We start from the raw sequence: 16,065 nt of genomic DNA, 5'->3' as shown, positions 1-16,065 counted from the left end.
ATGTTATATTCTGGTTATTGCATCTCATCGAGCATTTTCTTGCATTCCGCCTTGATGCCGGTATCATCCTGGAACACATTTCGCAGGCCCATGGCTTTCTTCAGCACGTCTATGCATTTGTCCTGCTCGTCGTTTTGCTTGTAGGCTTTGGCCAACTCAAGATAATTTAAAAGAATGGAGGGGTCGAGTTTACGACACTTTTCATAATTATTGATCGCTTCCTGCAGGGAGCCTTCCGGCAAACCGCCGAAGAGTAATTTGGCAGCGGTTTTCTCCAAAGTGCTCAGGTTGACCATCTCAATATTCCATTTCCCCAGCACGAGGTAGGCCTTTGCATAGTTTGGATTGAACCTGATGGCCAGATCGGCATAGCGTTTTACCTCTTTGGCAGCGGTTACTTTTTCTTTAGCGCCGGCTATCAGTGCCTGGCGTCCCATGGCGACTGCCATTACGTAATTGGCATCTGCATTTTCAGGCGCCAGTTTTACCGCCTGCTCTGCATACATTTTCGAATCGTTATAGTTTTTTAATCGTTCTTCTTTGTCGGTGGCACGATAGCCCTGACGGCTACAAAGTTCACTCGCCATGATCAGCGACGGGAGGTTATCTGGCTGGATTTTCAGCACATCTTTATAGAGGCTCAGTGCTGCTGCCTCTTTCATTTGTTTTTCCAGGGTCTTTGCCTGATCGATCATTTCGTCAGTTGTTTGTCCATACGCAATCCCCTGAATGAGTAATACAAAAGCAAGTACCAGTGCTTTATTCAACATAGGAAGGAGTTTTTCATATATATTAAAATAACTAAATTTAATACATTCTGAAGATAATTTCCATAGTTGAAAATATTAAACTAATAAGTCTTCTCCAGAGTAACGATAGAGTTACGTACGGAAGCGCCCATGGGAGGGTTCATTTTGCGCAAAGAAATAACTGATTTCTGCACTTCAGGATATTTGTGCTTAATGGCATCAGTAATAGCATATACCACCTGCTCCAAAAGGGGCTGGGGAATTTCCATAATAGGCTTCACTACATTCAGCAAGCCCTGGTAATTGACAGTTTCTGATATCTTGTCAATGGGCGAGGTACCCGGTATTGTTACATATACGTCGATGATAAAATCATTCCCGATGATCTTCTCTTCCGGATAAAGACCATGGTAAGCATGAAAATGTACCTGTTCGAGTCCTATTGTCAGCATGGAAAAAATAGAAAAACCAACCAGACTTTCATCCGGTTGGTTTGTATAAAAATAAAATTAAGCCTGGTGTTCTTTCGCAGACAAATATCTTTCTGCGTCCAGTGCGGCCATACAACCGCTACCTGCAGCAGTGACTGCCTGGCGGTAGATCTTATCCTGTACGTCGCCGCAGGCGAATACACCTTCTACGTTCGTTCTGGAAGAACCAGGAACTGTTTTGATATATCCCTGCTCGTCCAGCTCCAGGTAATCCTTGAAGATATCGGAGTTAGGCTGGTGACCGATAGCGACGAAGAATGCGCTGACAGGAATAGTCTGCTCTTCGTTTTTCGCGGTATTCAGCAGTTTTACCGCTTCTACCTTATTTTCACCCAGCACTTCCTGTGTTTCGGAATTCCAGTATACCATGATATTGGAAGTCTTCAGTACACGGTCCTGCATGATCTTGGAAGCCCTCATTTCATGACGGCGAACGATCATGTGTACGTTAGAACACATTTTTGACAGGTACAGTGCTTCTTCGGCGGCGGTATCACCGGCACCTACGATTGCGACTTCTTTTCCACGGAAGAAGAATCCATCACATACAGCACATGCAGATACACCGCTACCGTTCAGGCGCTGCTCGGAAGGAAGGCCCAGCCATTTTGCAGAAGCACCGGTTGCGATGATCACAGCATCGGCAGTGATCACTTTAGATTCATCGATAGTAATTTTGTAAGGTTGGCTGCTGAAGTCTACAGAAGTGGCGAGGCCATAGCGGATATCAGCCCCCATGCGGGTGGCCTGTTTTTCAAAGTCAACCATCATTTCAGGCCCCTGAATACCTTCAGGATAGCCCGGATAGTTTTCTACTTCAGTTGTTATAGTCAATTGACCACCAGGTTGGATACCCTGGTAAAGCACCGGCTTCAGGTTGGCGCGGGCCGAGTAGATGGCAGCGGTATAACCTGCCGGGCCGGAACCTATGATCAATAGGTGCACATGCTCTTGCTGTTGATTAGTTTCCATACTTGCTATGTAAATTAATAAAGTGTGGCTCGAAATTCATTTGACTTGCAAAAGTACACTTCCTTGTATAATAAAAAACACCGGCTATAAAAATTACAGCCGGTGCAGTTATAGACATAATAGATTTATAATTCAGGTGGCAGAGGTTCTCTGCGCACGTTTTACTATTATCCCAGATAAGATTTGAGTGCTCCGCTGTAGCGGGCCTTTTGCAGCCTTTTGATGGCGCGTTCCTTAATTTGACGAATCCTTTCTTTCGTCAGGTCGTACTTCTGACCGATTTGTTCGATCGTTGCTCCATTTTCTCCATCCAGACCAAAATACGCATTCACAATTTCAGCTTCACGTGGGCTGAGTGATTTCAGCACACGACGAATCTCCTCACGCAATGAATCACGCATTACATCATCATCAGTAATATCGCCACCTTCCAGCAGGTCACCCATAGCTACGTCCTCTGCCTCGTGTACAGGTGCATCGAGAGACATGTGACGGGTATTGCTTTGGAAGATATTGTTGATTTCTGATTCAGACATTTCCAGGATCTCAGCTAACTCCTCTGTTGATGGCTCTCTCTCGTTTTCCTGCTCAAATGCCATGTAGGCTTTGTTCGCTTTATTGTAAGTGCCGATCTTATTTTGCGGCAGACGTACCAGACGTCCTTGTTCTGCTAAAGCCTGCAGGATGGATTGACGAATCCACCACACAGCATAGGAGATGAATTTAAAACCTTTCGTTTCATCGAACCTTTGCGCAGCTTTGATCAACCCTAAATTACCCTCGTTAATGAGGTCGCTCAGGCTTAAGCCCTGGTGTTGATATTGCTTTGCAACAGATACTACGAAACGCAGGTTTCCTGTAGTTAAACGTTCAAGAGCCTTTTGGTCGCCCATTTTGATACGTTGCGCCAATACAGTCTCTTCCTCAGGTGTTAACAAAGGGATCTTTGAAATTTCCTGCAGGTATTTTTCTACCGCCTGCGAATCACGGTTCGTGATCTGGGTGGCAATTTTAAGTTGCCTCATATTGAAAGTGTATTAGTTTATAAATTAGATAACACGAGAAGATTTATTTTGTTGAAATTTGTAAAATATATATCTTACAAAATATTCCACTCTTCCATACTCTCGTTTTAACAAATTAGCCTGCAAAGATCGTGCTAATCCCTCACACTACCAAATTCTTCTTTTGCCGCACTATTCGTATAACAAAGTACTTTATATAAACGAAATTTTATAGCCCTTTAGTAGGTATTTTTAATGGTTTATATAAATTTTAACGTTTGAAAAAGAATCTCATTCAAATTAATAACTTCACTAATTTATTCTTCAATCGTTTGCAAATTCTTCAATAATGATAATTGACTTCAGGAGTGATACCTTTACCCGCCCGACACCCGCTATGCTCGATGCCATGTACACTGCCGATACCGGAGATGACGTATATGGTGAAGACCCGTCCGTGAATAAATTAGAAAGTATGATGGCTGCCTATTTCGGAAAAGAGGCTGCCCTCTTCTGCCCCACCGGCACGATGAGCAACCAGATCGCCATCAAAGTCCATACGCAACCCGGAGATGAAGTGATTCACAGCAACTTAGCGCACATTTATATTTACGAAGGCGGCGGTATTGCCGCTACCTCCGGTGCCCAAAGCCGCCCGCTGGAAGGTGACAGAGGTATGTTCACTGCCACAGACGTATTGGCAGCCATTAATCCCGACGATGTTCATAAAGCCGCTACAAGCCTGGTCTGCCTTGAAAATACCATGAACCGTGGTGGCGGATGTTGTTATGACATAGAAGAAATTATCAGGATCAGGGAAGTGTGTCTTCAAAACGACCTGAAACTCCACCTGGACGGTGCACGGCTTTTCAATGCACTCGTAGCAACCGGGGAAAACCCTGCCATTTACGGGGAAATATTTGACAGTCTGTCAGTATGCCTTAACAAAGGAATGGGCTGCCCCATGGGTTCTGTTCTGATTGGCAGTGCTGAATTTATCCGCAAAGCACGCCGTGTGCGAAAAAGAATCGGAGGCGGTATGCGCCAGGCCGGCTTCATGGCAGCAACTGGTATTTATGCCATGGAAAACCATATTGAGCGGTTAGCACAGGACCACCTTCATGCCAAAGACATTGCACACGCCCTGCTCGAAAAGTCATTCGTAGGCCATATGCTGCCGGTAGAAACCAACATTATCAGCTTCGATATCACCGGCGGTGAATGGACGCCCCGCTATTTTTGTGACTACCTGAAAAAGGAAGGAATCCTGGCCAATCCTGTAACTGACAACGCTGTCAGGATGGTCACCCACCTTGATATTACCCCTGCTATGGTAGCAAAAACCTGCGCTGTAATAGCCGAAATGGAATAATCTCTTATTTTTGCACACTCTTATATAATTAGATATATCGATAGCATGGAACTTTCTAAAAATTATACGCCTGCTACTGCCGAAGGCAAGTGGTACCAACACTGGATAGATAAAGGGTATTTCAGCAGCAAACCTGACAACCGCCCTCCTTTTACCGTTGTAATACCTCCGCCAAACGTCACCGGCGTACTGCATATGGGCCATACCCTGAACGAAACAGTCCAGGATATCCTGGTCCGCCGTGCCCGTATGAGTGGCTATAATGCCTGCTGGGTACCAGGTTCCGACCATGCTTCCATCGCTACTGAAGCGAAAGTGGTAAACATGCTCAAAACTGAAAAGGGCATTGAAAAATCACAACTTACCCGCGAAGAATTCCTGAAACATGCCTTTGAATGGAAGGAAAAATATGGCGGTATCATTTACAGCCAGATCAAGAAACTGGGTTGCTCCTGCGATTGGGATCGTGTCACCTTTACCATGGATGACCACTACTATGAAGCAGTTATTAAAGTATTTGTAGACCTCTATAATAAAGGTAAAATATACAGGGGTGCCCGTATGATCAACTGGGACCCTAAAGCTAAAACGGCCCTCAGTGACGAAGAAGTACTGTACAAAGACCTGCAGGGTAAACTGTACCACGTACAATATGCACTGGAAGATGGTGATGGCAACCTCACCGGCGAATCTATCACTATCGCTACCCAGCGTCCTGAAACCATCATGGGTGATACCGCTATCTGCGTAAACCCTGATGACGAGCGCTATAAACACCTGGTAGGTCACTTCGCAGTGGTACCACTGGTCAACCGTCGTGTACCTATCATCTTCGATACTTATGTTGACAAGGAATTTGGTACCGGTGCCCTGAAAGTAACCCCTGCGCATGATATCAATGACTATAACCTCGGTCTGAAACACAACCTCGAGGTAGTAGATACCCTCAATGACGATGGTACCCTCAGCGCTGCTGCCGGTGTATTCATCGGTGAAGACCGCTTCAAGGCACGTAAACTGGTGGTAGCTGCCCTCGCAGAACAAGGCCTGCTGGTAAAAGAACAGGAATACACTACCCGTCTCGGTTACAGCGAACGTAACCCTGACACCGTAGTTGAACCCCGCATCAGCACCCAGTGGTTCGTGAAAATGGCAGAACTGGCAAAACCAGCCCTCGACGCAGTCGTAAATGGCGATGTAAAAATTCATCCCGGTGATCGCTTCCTCGCTACTTATAAATACTGGATGGAAAATGTAAAGGATTGGTGTATCTCCCGGCAGCTCTGGTGGGGACAGCGCATTCCTTCTTACTACGCACCGGACGGTACTTTCGAGGTAGCTACCAGCCTTGACAACGCGGTTGCACAGTTCAAGGCAAGAGGCGTAGACGTAAAGGCAGAAGACCTGCGCCAGGATGATGACTGTCTGGATACATGGTTCTCCAGCTGGCTCTGGCCCATGGAAGTGTTCAACGGTGTTTCCAATCCGAACAACGAAGAAATTAACTACTACTACCCTACCAACGTACTGGTGACCGGACAGGATATCATTTTCTTCTGGGTAGCCCGTATGATCATGGCAGGTATGGAATACAAAAACGAAAAGCCTTTCGGCGATGTATACTTCACCGGTATGGTGCGTGATAAACTGGGGCGTAAAATGAGTAAACAGCTGGGTAACTCCCCAGATCTGCTGGAACTCATTGATCGTTTCGGTGCGGATGCCGTTCGTTTTGGTATCATGATCGCTTCTCCTGCCGGTAATGACCTGCTGTTCGACGACTCAAGCTGTGAACAGGGACGTAACTTCAATAATAAGATCTGGAACGCCCTGAAACTGGTGAAAATGTGGGAGTCCCGCGTGGCAGAAGGTGCCAGCTCCAGTGAAGAAGCTCACTTTGCTGTCAACTGGTTTGAAAACAGGCTGAATGAAGTGAAAGCACAGGTGATCGACCTGTTCAAAGACTTCAAACTGAGTGAGGCCCTGAACCTGATCTGTAATCACCTGATCTGGAACGACTTCTGTAGCTGGTATCTGGAATGGGTAAAACCAGGATTCGAACAGCCAATCGATGCCGCCATCTATAGGAAAACCGTTTACTTCTTCGAAGAACTGATGCATTTAGCGCATCCGTTCCTGCCGTTCGTGACAGAAGAGATCTACCAGCTCCTTGCTACCCGCGAAGCCGGAGATGACCTGGTTATCAAACAATACACTGCTCCAGCTGCCGTAAATGCCAATATCCTGGCACAGGGCGAACTGGCTAAAGAGGTGATCACCAGTATCCGTGATGCCCGTGCGAAGAACCAGATCAAACCCAAAGATCCAATCGCCGTGCATATCGATACCGCTCAGCAAAATGCCTTCAGACAGATTGAAGATATGCTGATCAAGCAGGTAAATGCAAAAGCAATCAATTATGTCAATTCACCTGTAAGTGGTTGTATCGCACTGGTAATACAAAAAGATAAGTTCTACCTGGAAACGGAAACTGAACTGGATCCTGTTGCACAGAAAGAAGCACTGCTGAAAGACCTGGCATACAACCAGGGCTTCCTTGCCTCCGTGGATAAGAAACTGAGCAATGAAAAGTTTGTTCAGAATGCCAAGCCGGAAGCCGTTGAACTTGAACGGAAAAAGAAAGCGGATGCCGAAGCAAAGATTGCCGCCATTACGGAAAGTTTGAAATCTTTATAATTTTCAACATCGCCCGGACGTTAACTCTCCGGGCGATTTTTTTATACCCTACAGTACTATGCGCAAAAACCTTATACTATCTGTCATCCTGGTTGTCATGTCTGCTTTCTCACTGTATGCTCAGTCAGGAAAACCAAAGGCGGCGCCTGCAAAAAAAACAGCCGCTACTCCAGCTAAAACCATCACCAAATTACGTTTCAGAAGTACCTGGGGACTTTTCCTGAGCGATAGTATCCCCCGCCCGGAAATAATGAAATTGCTGGATTCTGCACTGGTAGTACGCGACGAGAAAAATAACAAATACCCTGTTGTATCATTCGATTTTACTTATGAGAACAAGGAATTTTACCTGAATGATACCACCGGCAAGCCTGGTATCTACACAGAATATGTAGGCGACAGTTTTAAAGGTGATAAACTGCCGGCATTGTGGGTCACAAGAATTAAGGAACTGCTGGACAGAGGAGAGGTTTTCTATTTCGATAATATTATCGTAAACTATACCGGCGATAAACTGTACAGGGCACCAAAACTGAAATTCATTGTAAGATAATCAGCCGCTAATTATAACCGTCATCATAAAGAGGGTATCTCAGTTTGAGATACCCTCTTTGTTTATGGAAACGATAGTGTAGCAATACAACCAACCGTTCATCAAAAGGACACCAGTAGTACACCAAAAGGGCACCTCAATATCGATTGGATATTGAGGTGCCCTTTTGGTGATGTATTAGTACTCATTTGGTGTAATAGTAGTACTATAGCTGCACTATTGCCGGCAGCTATTCCAAGCATGGGTGAATACAAAAAAAGTAGCCTGTATCCTTCTTTGGATACAGGCTACTTTTGCTGAAAACAGTCTTTATTTTCTACGGGGAATTCCCGCTATATGTTTTTTTTATCCGGGTACGTGAGGAAAAAGTGTCTTTTATAAATTACTGGTACATCCGCTTATCCTATTAATAGTTAAATAGCTGTTGCAGCGGAATAATGAAAGAAAACCGCTCTTTTGCATTATCTGCCGGATCCTTGTCAAACAAATGACTATACCTGAAACCAAAAGAGAAAGGCAGTACATTCCCGATCTTGGTATCGAAGAATACCTCTGTACCCGCCGAAGTATATTGGTTATGGGTTTTATTGAGATAGTTATAGGCCTTGCTATAATCATAAAACAGATTTGCCCGCACACGCATAAAATAGATCAGCTGTCCAAAGCCCCAGTCAGGATAAGCAATGGGAAAATGATAATTCGCCCCCAGCTTATATACCCATTTATAGTAAGGCGTATTGTATCCTCTGGCGTAGGCAAAGTTATCCGAGAATGAGTAGTTCCTCATCGTATCCCGCTGCTGGAAAGCCGCTTGTAAAATCAGGTTATGATTCTGGCTCAGGCCTGGTAAATACAGGTCAAACCGGCCAAAAAACTGCTCTGCGAAGAGCTTGTCCAGCGAGTGACTGTAAGAGAGCAATAAGTACTGGCCAAAGTGACTGAACAGGTTCTGTGTCGCCTTTTTCCTTGCATTGTAGAACACAAAGGTATTGCCAATGTATTGCAGGGAGGGATGCAGGAACTTGAAATTTCCCTGTGGATACCGTTCCAGGTAATGATACATGGAGGAGAAGGAAATACTCCGGCTGTACATTCCCCTTGACAGTGTCAACGGAATGGTGATACCGCCGTGTACATCCATTTCATTCCAGTACAATCTACCCCTGTTGGCATACAGATCTGAGCGGTTTAAAGTATACGTAGCACCTGCCTGTAAATACGGGAACAGTGCACCATAAATGAAGTTCCCGCTCAGGGCTGAACTACCTTCATTTCTATTGTAGGTATAACCTAAAGTAGTGGAAGCTGTATTTAAGATGTTATCGCCGTAGATCGTCAGACTATAATCCGGATCATCGAAGGTAGGTAACCAGCTATGCAGGTTAATCAGCTTCGTACTTTTCCTGTAAGTGGTGATCTTGTAATCCTTGTCAGGCACGGTAGAGAGGATATTGCCACCTTCCTGGAAATCAGGTCTGAGCCAGCTGCTATGATAATTTACACCTGCATCGATCGGTTTCCAGGAGATGCTGTCTGTATATAACTGGTAACCTCTTGATGTAAAACCGCTGTATACCACGCCGCTGTCTTCGATGGTTGCATGCAGCACCCCATTGTCATGATTGGTGACCTGGTGGATCTGTTTGTCCGCGAGGGTAAGTGCGTAAATATTATCTACGTCTTTATAGCTGGCCGTATAGTAAATTGTATCATGCTGTACATTCGGAATGCTCAGCATATTGAAGCTGAACGGTGTGAGCAGCTCCGTTTCACCATTACTGAGCGACTGCCTGATGAGGGCCATTTCTCCTTTCGCATTGCGTACGGCACTGACAATGCTTTGTTCATCCGCAGCGAATTTTGGATACGTATAGTACCAGTTCTGCGGGTTGGGCAATGTCGCAATCACCTTGCCATCCCTGGCATCCAGCAGTTGCAATCCAAATACCTGTGAAGATAAAGTATAGGCAGCAATGATCTTTGTACCATCTGCACTGATATCAGGTGAGAAATAACGGGTGCCTTTGGTAAGGGTGCTTTTCTTTCCTGTGGCGTTATCGTATAGTTTGATCACAGAGTAATCTTTCCAGCCCCAACGCGGATTATAGCGGGCTTCCGTCCATACCAGGCGACCATTCCTGTAACTGAAATAGTCATCGAACTGAATACCCGGCCTTGTTAACAGGGTTTGCCTGCCCGTGCTGTCTACCAGGTAAAAACCGGCGACGGTTCTGTAAGAATCTTTGTAGACGATCCACTGCCCGGGCTTTACGGTGTATATGTATTTATAGTTGGTAACAGTGCGGGGGGCTTTCATCAAAGGCGCACCTGCTACTGCCGAGTCTTTTGCATAGTTGTTCCATTGCGCCTGGTATTCATTCAGCATGTTGTGATAAAAACCTACCACGTTCTGGCCTGTATGTTTCTTCAGACTATGACTCATAGGATAAAACAATCCCCTGTACCGAACAGCATCCGTCGTAATATCTTTCCAGAACATACGTCCATAGTGTTCACGGCCATACATACTCATGAGGTAACCAAGGGGGTAGTGATTGGGCGTATAATCTACATAAGAACCATTACGCATCTTCATGAAGGAGTAGTTCCTATTTTCAAGTGATAGTGCGCGAAAGCCATCGAAGAAAGAAGGCAGGCGTCCTCTCCCCTGGTTGCTCAGGGCTGTCTCCATGGTCACGGCATCTCCTTCCCAGAACCAGTTGGGTACCGCGATGCTGGTGGCGGCGGCGAGGCCCATTTGTCCGAAGATGTAGGAAACTACCTTTGACGCCCCCTGATCGAAGTTGCTGTTCTGTAATACGTGCCTGTATTCATGGATGGATAACTGTTCTTCCCATTTCAGTGAGCCCAGATCGGGGCCAGGTGGCGGTGTAAGGTAAAACTCTGAGCGGAAAGGGCCGAGTGCTACGTAGCCATTGGATTCCAGGGTTTGGTTCTGCAGAACGATGTTCACTTTCATCTTCCTGTTACCAATGGAACCACGGGTATTGGCATCCAGGTAACTGACGATGCTGGCTACCCGACGACCTTCTTTTTCAAGGCCGGCAGGGAAGATCACGCGGACAGTGTCTGTATTGATCTGGTGCCATTTTAACGAAGGAGGATTTCCGCCAAACACCTGGGCTAGCAGGTTGGCAGGAAAAAGTATCAACAGGAGATACGCAACTAATCTCATAACATTTGTAGGTATAGCCTGACAATATACATAATTATTGCGGTAAGCCATGAGAGGTTTCGGTGAGAAGGGGTTTGGGGTAGTTGAAACGGGATTTTTGTAAGAAGGAATGACTTGCCTTTTCAGGTAAAGTCATTCCTTACATTAAAATATCATCAGGAGCCGGTAAATACGCGATGCACATGCTGGTAAATAGCACCATTCCTGTACACCGATGGTCATCTAAATGATTTATTGGGTAAAGGAAACCGGTAAATCATATAAACATTCCGGTATACCGGGCGAGCCCCTGAATGAACTACCCGGTAAGCGGCAAGGGCATGCGGGTAGTTTTCACTAACACTCTGGCAAACTAATCGGAATATTCACTGCCAGCCCGCCATCAGAAGTCTCCTTGTATTTGCTGTTCATATCCAGCGCCGTATCCCACATTGTCTTTACCACTGCATCCAGCGACACTTTTGCCAGTTCAGGGTTGCTTTGCAACGCCAGCTGCGACGCTGTAATCGCCTTGATAGCGCCCATAGTATTTCGTTCGATACAGGGTACCTGTACTAATCCGCCAATAGGATCGCAGGTCAGCCCAAGGTGATGTTCCATGGCTATTTCTGCTGCCATTAGTACCTGCCGCTGGGAGCCTCCCATGCATTCGGTCAGTGCAGCCGCTGCCATTGCTGAAGACACACCGATTTCTGCCTGACAGCCACCCATCGCGGCGGAGATAGTAGAGCGTTTTTTAAAGATGCTCCCGATTTCAGAAGCGGTCAATATAAACTGAAGGATCTTGTCCTCGTAATAACCGTCGCAAAAGGTAATGAAGTATTGCAGCACGGCAGGGATCACACCTGCTGCACCATTGGTAGGTGCAGTCACCACACGGCCAAAGCTGGCATTTTCTTCATTTACCGCAAGTGCAAAGCAGCTGACCCAGTCCAGTGTATAGGCAAAATGGTTACCTCCCTGGCGGATCGCCGTGATCCAGCTATCGTAGTCAGTATAGGTATTGCCATTCAGTAATTTTTTATTGAGTGCAGCGGCTCTCCGGGCTACTTTCAATCCACCGGGAAGTTCGCCTGCAGTATGGCTGCCTCTGTAAATACATTCTTTCATCACCCGCCAGATGTTCAGTACGCCGGCACGTGTCTCAGCTTCTGGTCTCCAGGCCAGTTCATTTTCCATCACCACTTCAGAGATGGCATATCCCGTCTTGATACAGAATTGCAATAGCTGCCGGGCGGTATCGATCGGGAAAGGCAGGTCTACCTGCGAAGCGGCACCTGCCGCCTCTCCTTCTTTCACCACAAAGCCTCCACCGATAGAGTAATATGTGCTGGCCTGCTGGTTGCCGTCTTCAAACGTAACTAAGAAAGTAAGGGCGTTGGGATGGAAAGGCAGGGATTCTTCATAAAGAAAACTGATGTCTTCCAATGGATCGAATGCGATTAATTTTTCACCGCCAACCAGCATTGTTTTGCTGCGGCGAATGTCATCCATTTTTTCATTGATCTTATTTACGTCGAAAGTAACGGGATCATCCCCACACAATCCCAGTTGTACGGCAATATCCGTACCGTGTCCATGGCCTGTTTTGGCCAGGGAGCCATATAAGAGCACGCTGACATGCTGTACTTCGGAAAGGGTTCTGCCGGCTGTTTTCAGTTCGGCCAGGAATTGCAATGCTGCCCGCCAGGGGCCTAAGGTATGAGAGCTGGAAGGACCGACTCCTATTTTGAAAATATCAAAAACGGATATGCATTCGTGTGCCACTAGTAGTAATTTCACCAAAAATAATGCATTCCTGCAAGCATTTAAAATATACGACAGGAGGGTTATGTTGTAGTGAAATACACCGGAAATTACAGGTTAGTAAGCTTCGCTTAAAGGCAGTAGGAAAGCTATTTTCTGCTGGTGCTGGTAAGATCATTCAAACAACCGCACTATAGGGAAGATAAGGTGCAGTCTGGTAAAAGGGAGTAGTTGGCTGACAGGGAAATTTACTGAATGGATGCAGGCATATGTATCCGGGTAAGAATCATTTATAATCCACCAGTTGCACTGTACACACCAATACGGTATTAGCCGGAATAATATTACCCACAGCCACATCACCAAATCCAAGCCTGCTTGGTATAATCATGAAGATCGTTCCGCCTTTGCCGATTTTACGAAGGCCGATCTGCCAGCCTGCGATATGATCTTTCAACTGGCGACCATCGAAATCGGTAGAACCAAAGCTGGCATCCAGCAGGCTATCCCTGAGGTTGCTACGGGTGTAAATGAGGGTTGGTATAGATTTGAGATTCATTATTTTGGTGGTATCTCCTATGTCCATGATCTTGTAGTACATGCCACTGGTATCTCTTGTCATAGCCAGACCATGACTCGAAATATATGACTGGATGGAATACTCCTGTGATACTACTGTAGAAGGACTACTGGCATTCAGGTTACCATCTGCCGATTTAGAACAGGCAGAAAGGTACAGTAAGAAAAAGATAGCTTGTAAAAATAACTTCATGCTTATATAACGCAAAATATTGTTGTAAAGTTACAATCCTTGTCGGTAAAAGAAGAGCCGGCACCGATGAGAAATGGGGTCTGGTAGAAATAGCGAACTTTTGCCGGCGGCAGTTGGTATAGATCCCTGACAAGGGATGCGAAGAGAGAAGCTGGAAGTTGAGGACAATTTAACATCACAGGCATAAGGGTATCTGCATTTACCAGTTGTCTGAAGAGGTATAAAAACCACTTTTCTATGATTTATTACAAGCCAGACACCGATCATTTGCAGGCCATTGCAAAGGAACAACAGGAGAAGTACAATTACGCTGCACCATTCCCACACATTTACCTTGACAATATATTCCCTGAGCAGGTACTGGAAACTATTCTGGAAGAATTTCCTACTACCAGAACCGCTAACTGGCAACAGTTTGACAACAATAAAGAAGTGAAACTGGCGGCAAAAAACGAGCAGGATTTCGGGGATTTCACCCGTCAATTTATTCATACACTCAATTCACGTCCATTCATTGAATTCCTGGAAACCCTCACTGGCATCAATGGACTGATTCCCGATCCATACCTGGAAGGTGGTGGCTTGCATATGATCAAAAGAGGTGGTATGCTTAAAGTACATGCTGATTTTAATAAACATCCTGTCACCGGGCTTGACAGACGATTGAATGTACTTGTATACCTGAATAAGGAATGGGAAGAATCTTATGGCGGTCACCTCGAATTGTGGGATAAGGATATGGAAAAGGCGATGGTAAAGATACTGCCGGTATATAACAGGATGGCCATCTTTTCAACGACCTCTCATTCCTACCATGGGCATCCTGATCCCTTAACATGTCCGGAAAACCGTACCCGCAGGTCAATAGCCTTATATTACTATACCAATGGCAGACCTGCCGGAGAAGCGACTGCCAGTCATAATACTATCTTCAGGCTAAGAAAAGAAGATGCTACCAGCAATAGTTTCAAACAAAAGTTAAAAGAATGGATACCCCCGGTATTGCTGAAGGCCCTTACCCGGTAAGGTGTTCGCTGGTGATACTGCTGTTGATAATGCCAGACATAAGCACCTTGTATCAGTAAGATATTACCGGTTGTACTGCGCTTGCCTAAGCTGATGGTAAGAGCAGTATAACCAGTAATTTCTTTTAGACAACAAGCCTGCTTTACCAGTTGTTCCTTCTTAAATTATAAAACAGGGAGATCCGGAGGCCTACCCAGGAATTTAATACATAGTCATTCCCATTAGCAGCAATCCTGGCATTGTAGAGCGGTTTGCCATATTTATAATAATTGATTTCATTATTTTTAATGGTCAGGGTGGAATCGCTCGATTTTTTAAGGGTTGAATAGTTCAGTTCCAACTGCAGATTTAAGCGTGGCCGGATGGTCTTTGACCAGGAGAGGCCGTAAGCATTCAGGCGTTCCCGCAAAAGCGTTTTTTTCGTCGTGGAGTCAGTCGAAATTCTTGACAGCCCACCGGTGGTAAACTCAGCATGTATGGCGGCAGACTCATTCAGTGGAATGCGCAGACCAGCCCCGTACCTGAACCGCATGCCGCCGGAGGAGACACCGAGGGTACCGATGCCATAAATATATTGAATACCCGCTTTGGCGCTGGCACTCAGATAAACGATGTCATTTGCGGTAATGCCAACTTCTGCAAGGGGGAGGTCGCCTAATGGAGGAAAGGTAAAGTGTTTTCTTTCTTTGGAAGTTTTTACTGCCTTTGCGTCACCTTTTGTTGCTATATTTTCTTTGGTAGTTGTTCCCTTCAGCAAACTTTCTTTTGCTGCCGTTATGGTTAATTTTTCCAGCTTCGTATTCAAACCAGGCTGGCCCAACAGCCACCCGGTTTGTAAGGGTAAGGGGCTTAGGTGATAAGAAGTGGAACCAGGTGTTGGTTCACTTTCAGGAGGAGTGACGGTTGCTTCAGTCGTTGGCTTTTTATGCCTGGTAGTACTGCGCTGTGTATGGACTGCTTTAGGGGCTGGTTGAATCACCTTTGGGGGCACTATCTTTGCGAGGGGAACCTTCGCCGGTTTTGCCGATATTACGGTATCCTTTTTTACGTGTTTATAGTCCGTGAACAAAATATGATCCCCGATGATCTTATAATTCAGCCCTGCCTGCTCCTGCACTGCTTTCATTACATCTTCCAGTTTCCACTTACCCGGCTTTAACTGCACATACTTTTTCAGCGATGTATTTTGCATGTTTAACGAATACTCCACTCCTGTCTGTGCAGCGATCGTCTTTGCCAGCCCGGGTATGTCCATGGTAGGACGGGTAATAGTAATGACGCGTTGACTCAACTGGGCGTACAAGGAAAAACTAACCAACATTATAGCAGTACAAAACAACAGGTGCTTCGGGAAATATTTCATCAGCATCTCGATAAGTGTATTAGTTGACAACCGGGAGGAAGGTATACCCTTACGCAGGTAAAAAAAAATATTCTACATAAAAAAAGGAAGCCGTCTCAAAAATGAAACGGCTTCCTTCAGTATA

12 protein-coding genes are annotated in these 16,065 nt (G+C 45.7%); 4 read left to right on the top strand and 8 right to left on the bottom strand.

Going from position 1 to position 16,065, the window contains the following annotated elements; all coding sequences use genetic code 11:
• Positions 1-14: 14 nt before the first annotated feature.
• The 4 genes from ABDW33_RS13230 to ABDW33_RS13215 form a co-directional block, all read right to left on the bottom strand.
• Positions 15-770: a hypothetical protein gene (locus ABDW33_RS13230; RefSeq protein WP_343690542.1), complete on the bottom strand. Its 756-nt coding sequence runs from the start codon at positions 768-770 to the stop codon at positions 15-17.
• Positions 771-850: 80 nt separating this feature from the next.
• Positions 851-1,201, bottom strand: a complete 351-nt coding sequence (locus tag ABDW33_RS13225; RefSeq protein ID WP_343690541.1) for a dihydroneopterin aldolase — start codon at positions 1,199-1,201, stop codon at positions 851-853.
• Between the two features lie 57 nt (positions 1,202-1,258).
• Positions 1,259-2,212 carry a thioredoxin-disulfide reductase gene (trxB, locus tag ABDW33_RS13220; RefSeq protein WP_343690540.1) on the bottom strand — a complete coding sequence of 318 codons (954 nt, stop codon included), beginning with the start codon at positions 2,210-2,212 and terminating at the stop codon, positions 1,259-1,261.
• Between the two features lie 167 nt (positions 2,213-2,379).
• Entirely contained in the window at positions 2,380-3,237 is an 858-nt protein-coding gene (locus ABDW33_RS13215; RefSeq protein WP_012793808.1) for an RNA polymerase sigma factor RpoD/SigA, read from the bottom strand.
• 328 nt (positions 3,238-3,565) lie between these two features.
• On the opposite strand from ABDW33_RS13215, the gene ABDW33_RS13210 reads away from it, so the two are divergent.
• From ABDW33_RS13210 to ABDW33_RS13200, 3 genes are read left to right on the top strand one after another with little or no spacing between them, the layout of a single operon-like run.
• A complete protein-coding gene (locus ABDW33_RS13210) occupies positions 3,566-4,588 on the top strand; it encodes a GntG family PLP-dependent aldolase (RefSeq protein ID WP_343690539.1) in 1,023 nt (340 codons plus the stop codon).
• Between the two features lie 45 nt (positions 4,589-4,633).
• Positions 4,634-7,285: a valine--tRNA ligase gene (locus tag ABDW33_RS13205; protein WP_343690538.1), complete on the top strand. Its 2,652-nt coding sequence runs from the start codon at positions 4,634-4,636 to the stop codon at positions 7,283-7,285.
• 58 nt (positions 7,286-7,343) lie between these two features.
• Entirely contained in the window at positions 7,344-7,838 is a 495-nt protein-coding gene (locus ABDW33_RS13200; RefSeq protein WP_343690537.1) for a hypothetical protein, read from the top strand.
• 406 nt (positions 7,839-8,244) lie between these two features.
• On the opposite strand, the gene ABDW33_RS13195 is transcribed toward ABDW33_RS13200, so the two are convergent.
• The 3 genes from ABDW33_RS13195 to ABDW33_RS13185 form a co-directional block, all read right to left on the bottom strand.
• Positions 8,245-11,034, bottom strand: coding sequence for a hypothetical protein (locus ABDW33_RS13195; protein WP_343690536.1), 2,790 nt, complete (start codon positions 11,032-11,034; stop codon positions 8,245-8,247).
• A gap of 336 nt (positions 11,035-11,370) precedes the next feature.
• Positions 11,371-12,801 (bottom strand): L-serine ammonia-lyase, encoded by a 1,431-nt coding sequence (locus tag ABDW33_RS13190; protein WP_343690535.1) that lies wholly within the window; start codon positions 12,799-12,801, stop codon positions 11,371-11,373.
• 265 nt (positions 12,802-13,066) lie between these two features.
• Positions 13,067-13,552: an FKBP-type peptidyl-prolyl cis-trans isomerase gene (locus ABDW33_RS13185; protein ID WP_343690534.1), complete on the bottom strand. Its 486-nt coding sequence runs from the start codon at positions 13,550-13,552 to the stop codon at positions 13,067-13,069.
• A 237-nt stretch (positions 13,553-13,789) separates the two neighbouring features.
• On the opposite strand from ABDW33_RS13185, the gene ABDW33_RS13180 reads away from it, so the two are divergent.
• On the top strand, positions 13,790-14,578 hold the full coding sequence (locus ABDW33_RS13180) for a 2OG-Fe(II) oxygenase (RefSeq protein ID WP_343690533.1): 789 nt from the start codon (positions 13,790-13,792) through the stop codon (positions 14,576-14,578).
• 142 nt (positions 14,579-14,720) lie between these two features.
• Here ABDW33_RS13180 and ABDW33_RS13175 read toward each other — a convergent pair whose 3' ends face one another.
• Positions 14,721-15,941, bottom strand: coding sequence for a hypothetical protein (locus ABDW33_RS13175; RefSeq protein WP_343690532.1), 1,221 nt, complete (start codon positions 15,939-15,941; stop codon positions 14,721-14,723).
• Between the last annotated feature and the right edge of the window lie 124 nt (positions 15,942-16,065).

The organism is Chitinophaga sp., assembly GCF_039596155.1.
Classification (GTDB): Bacteria; Bacteroidota; Bacteroidia; order Chitinophagales; family Chitinophagaceae; genus Chitinophaga.
The sequence above is the reverse complement of the archived record's forward strand: the minus strand, read 5'-3'. Positions and strand labels throughout refer to the sequence as shown.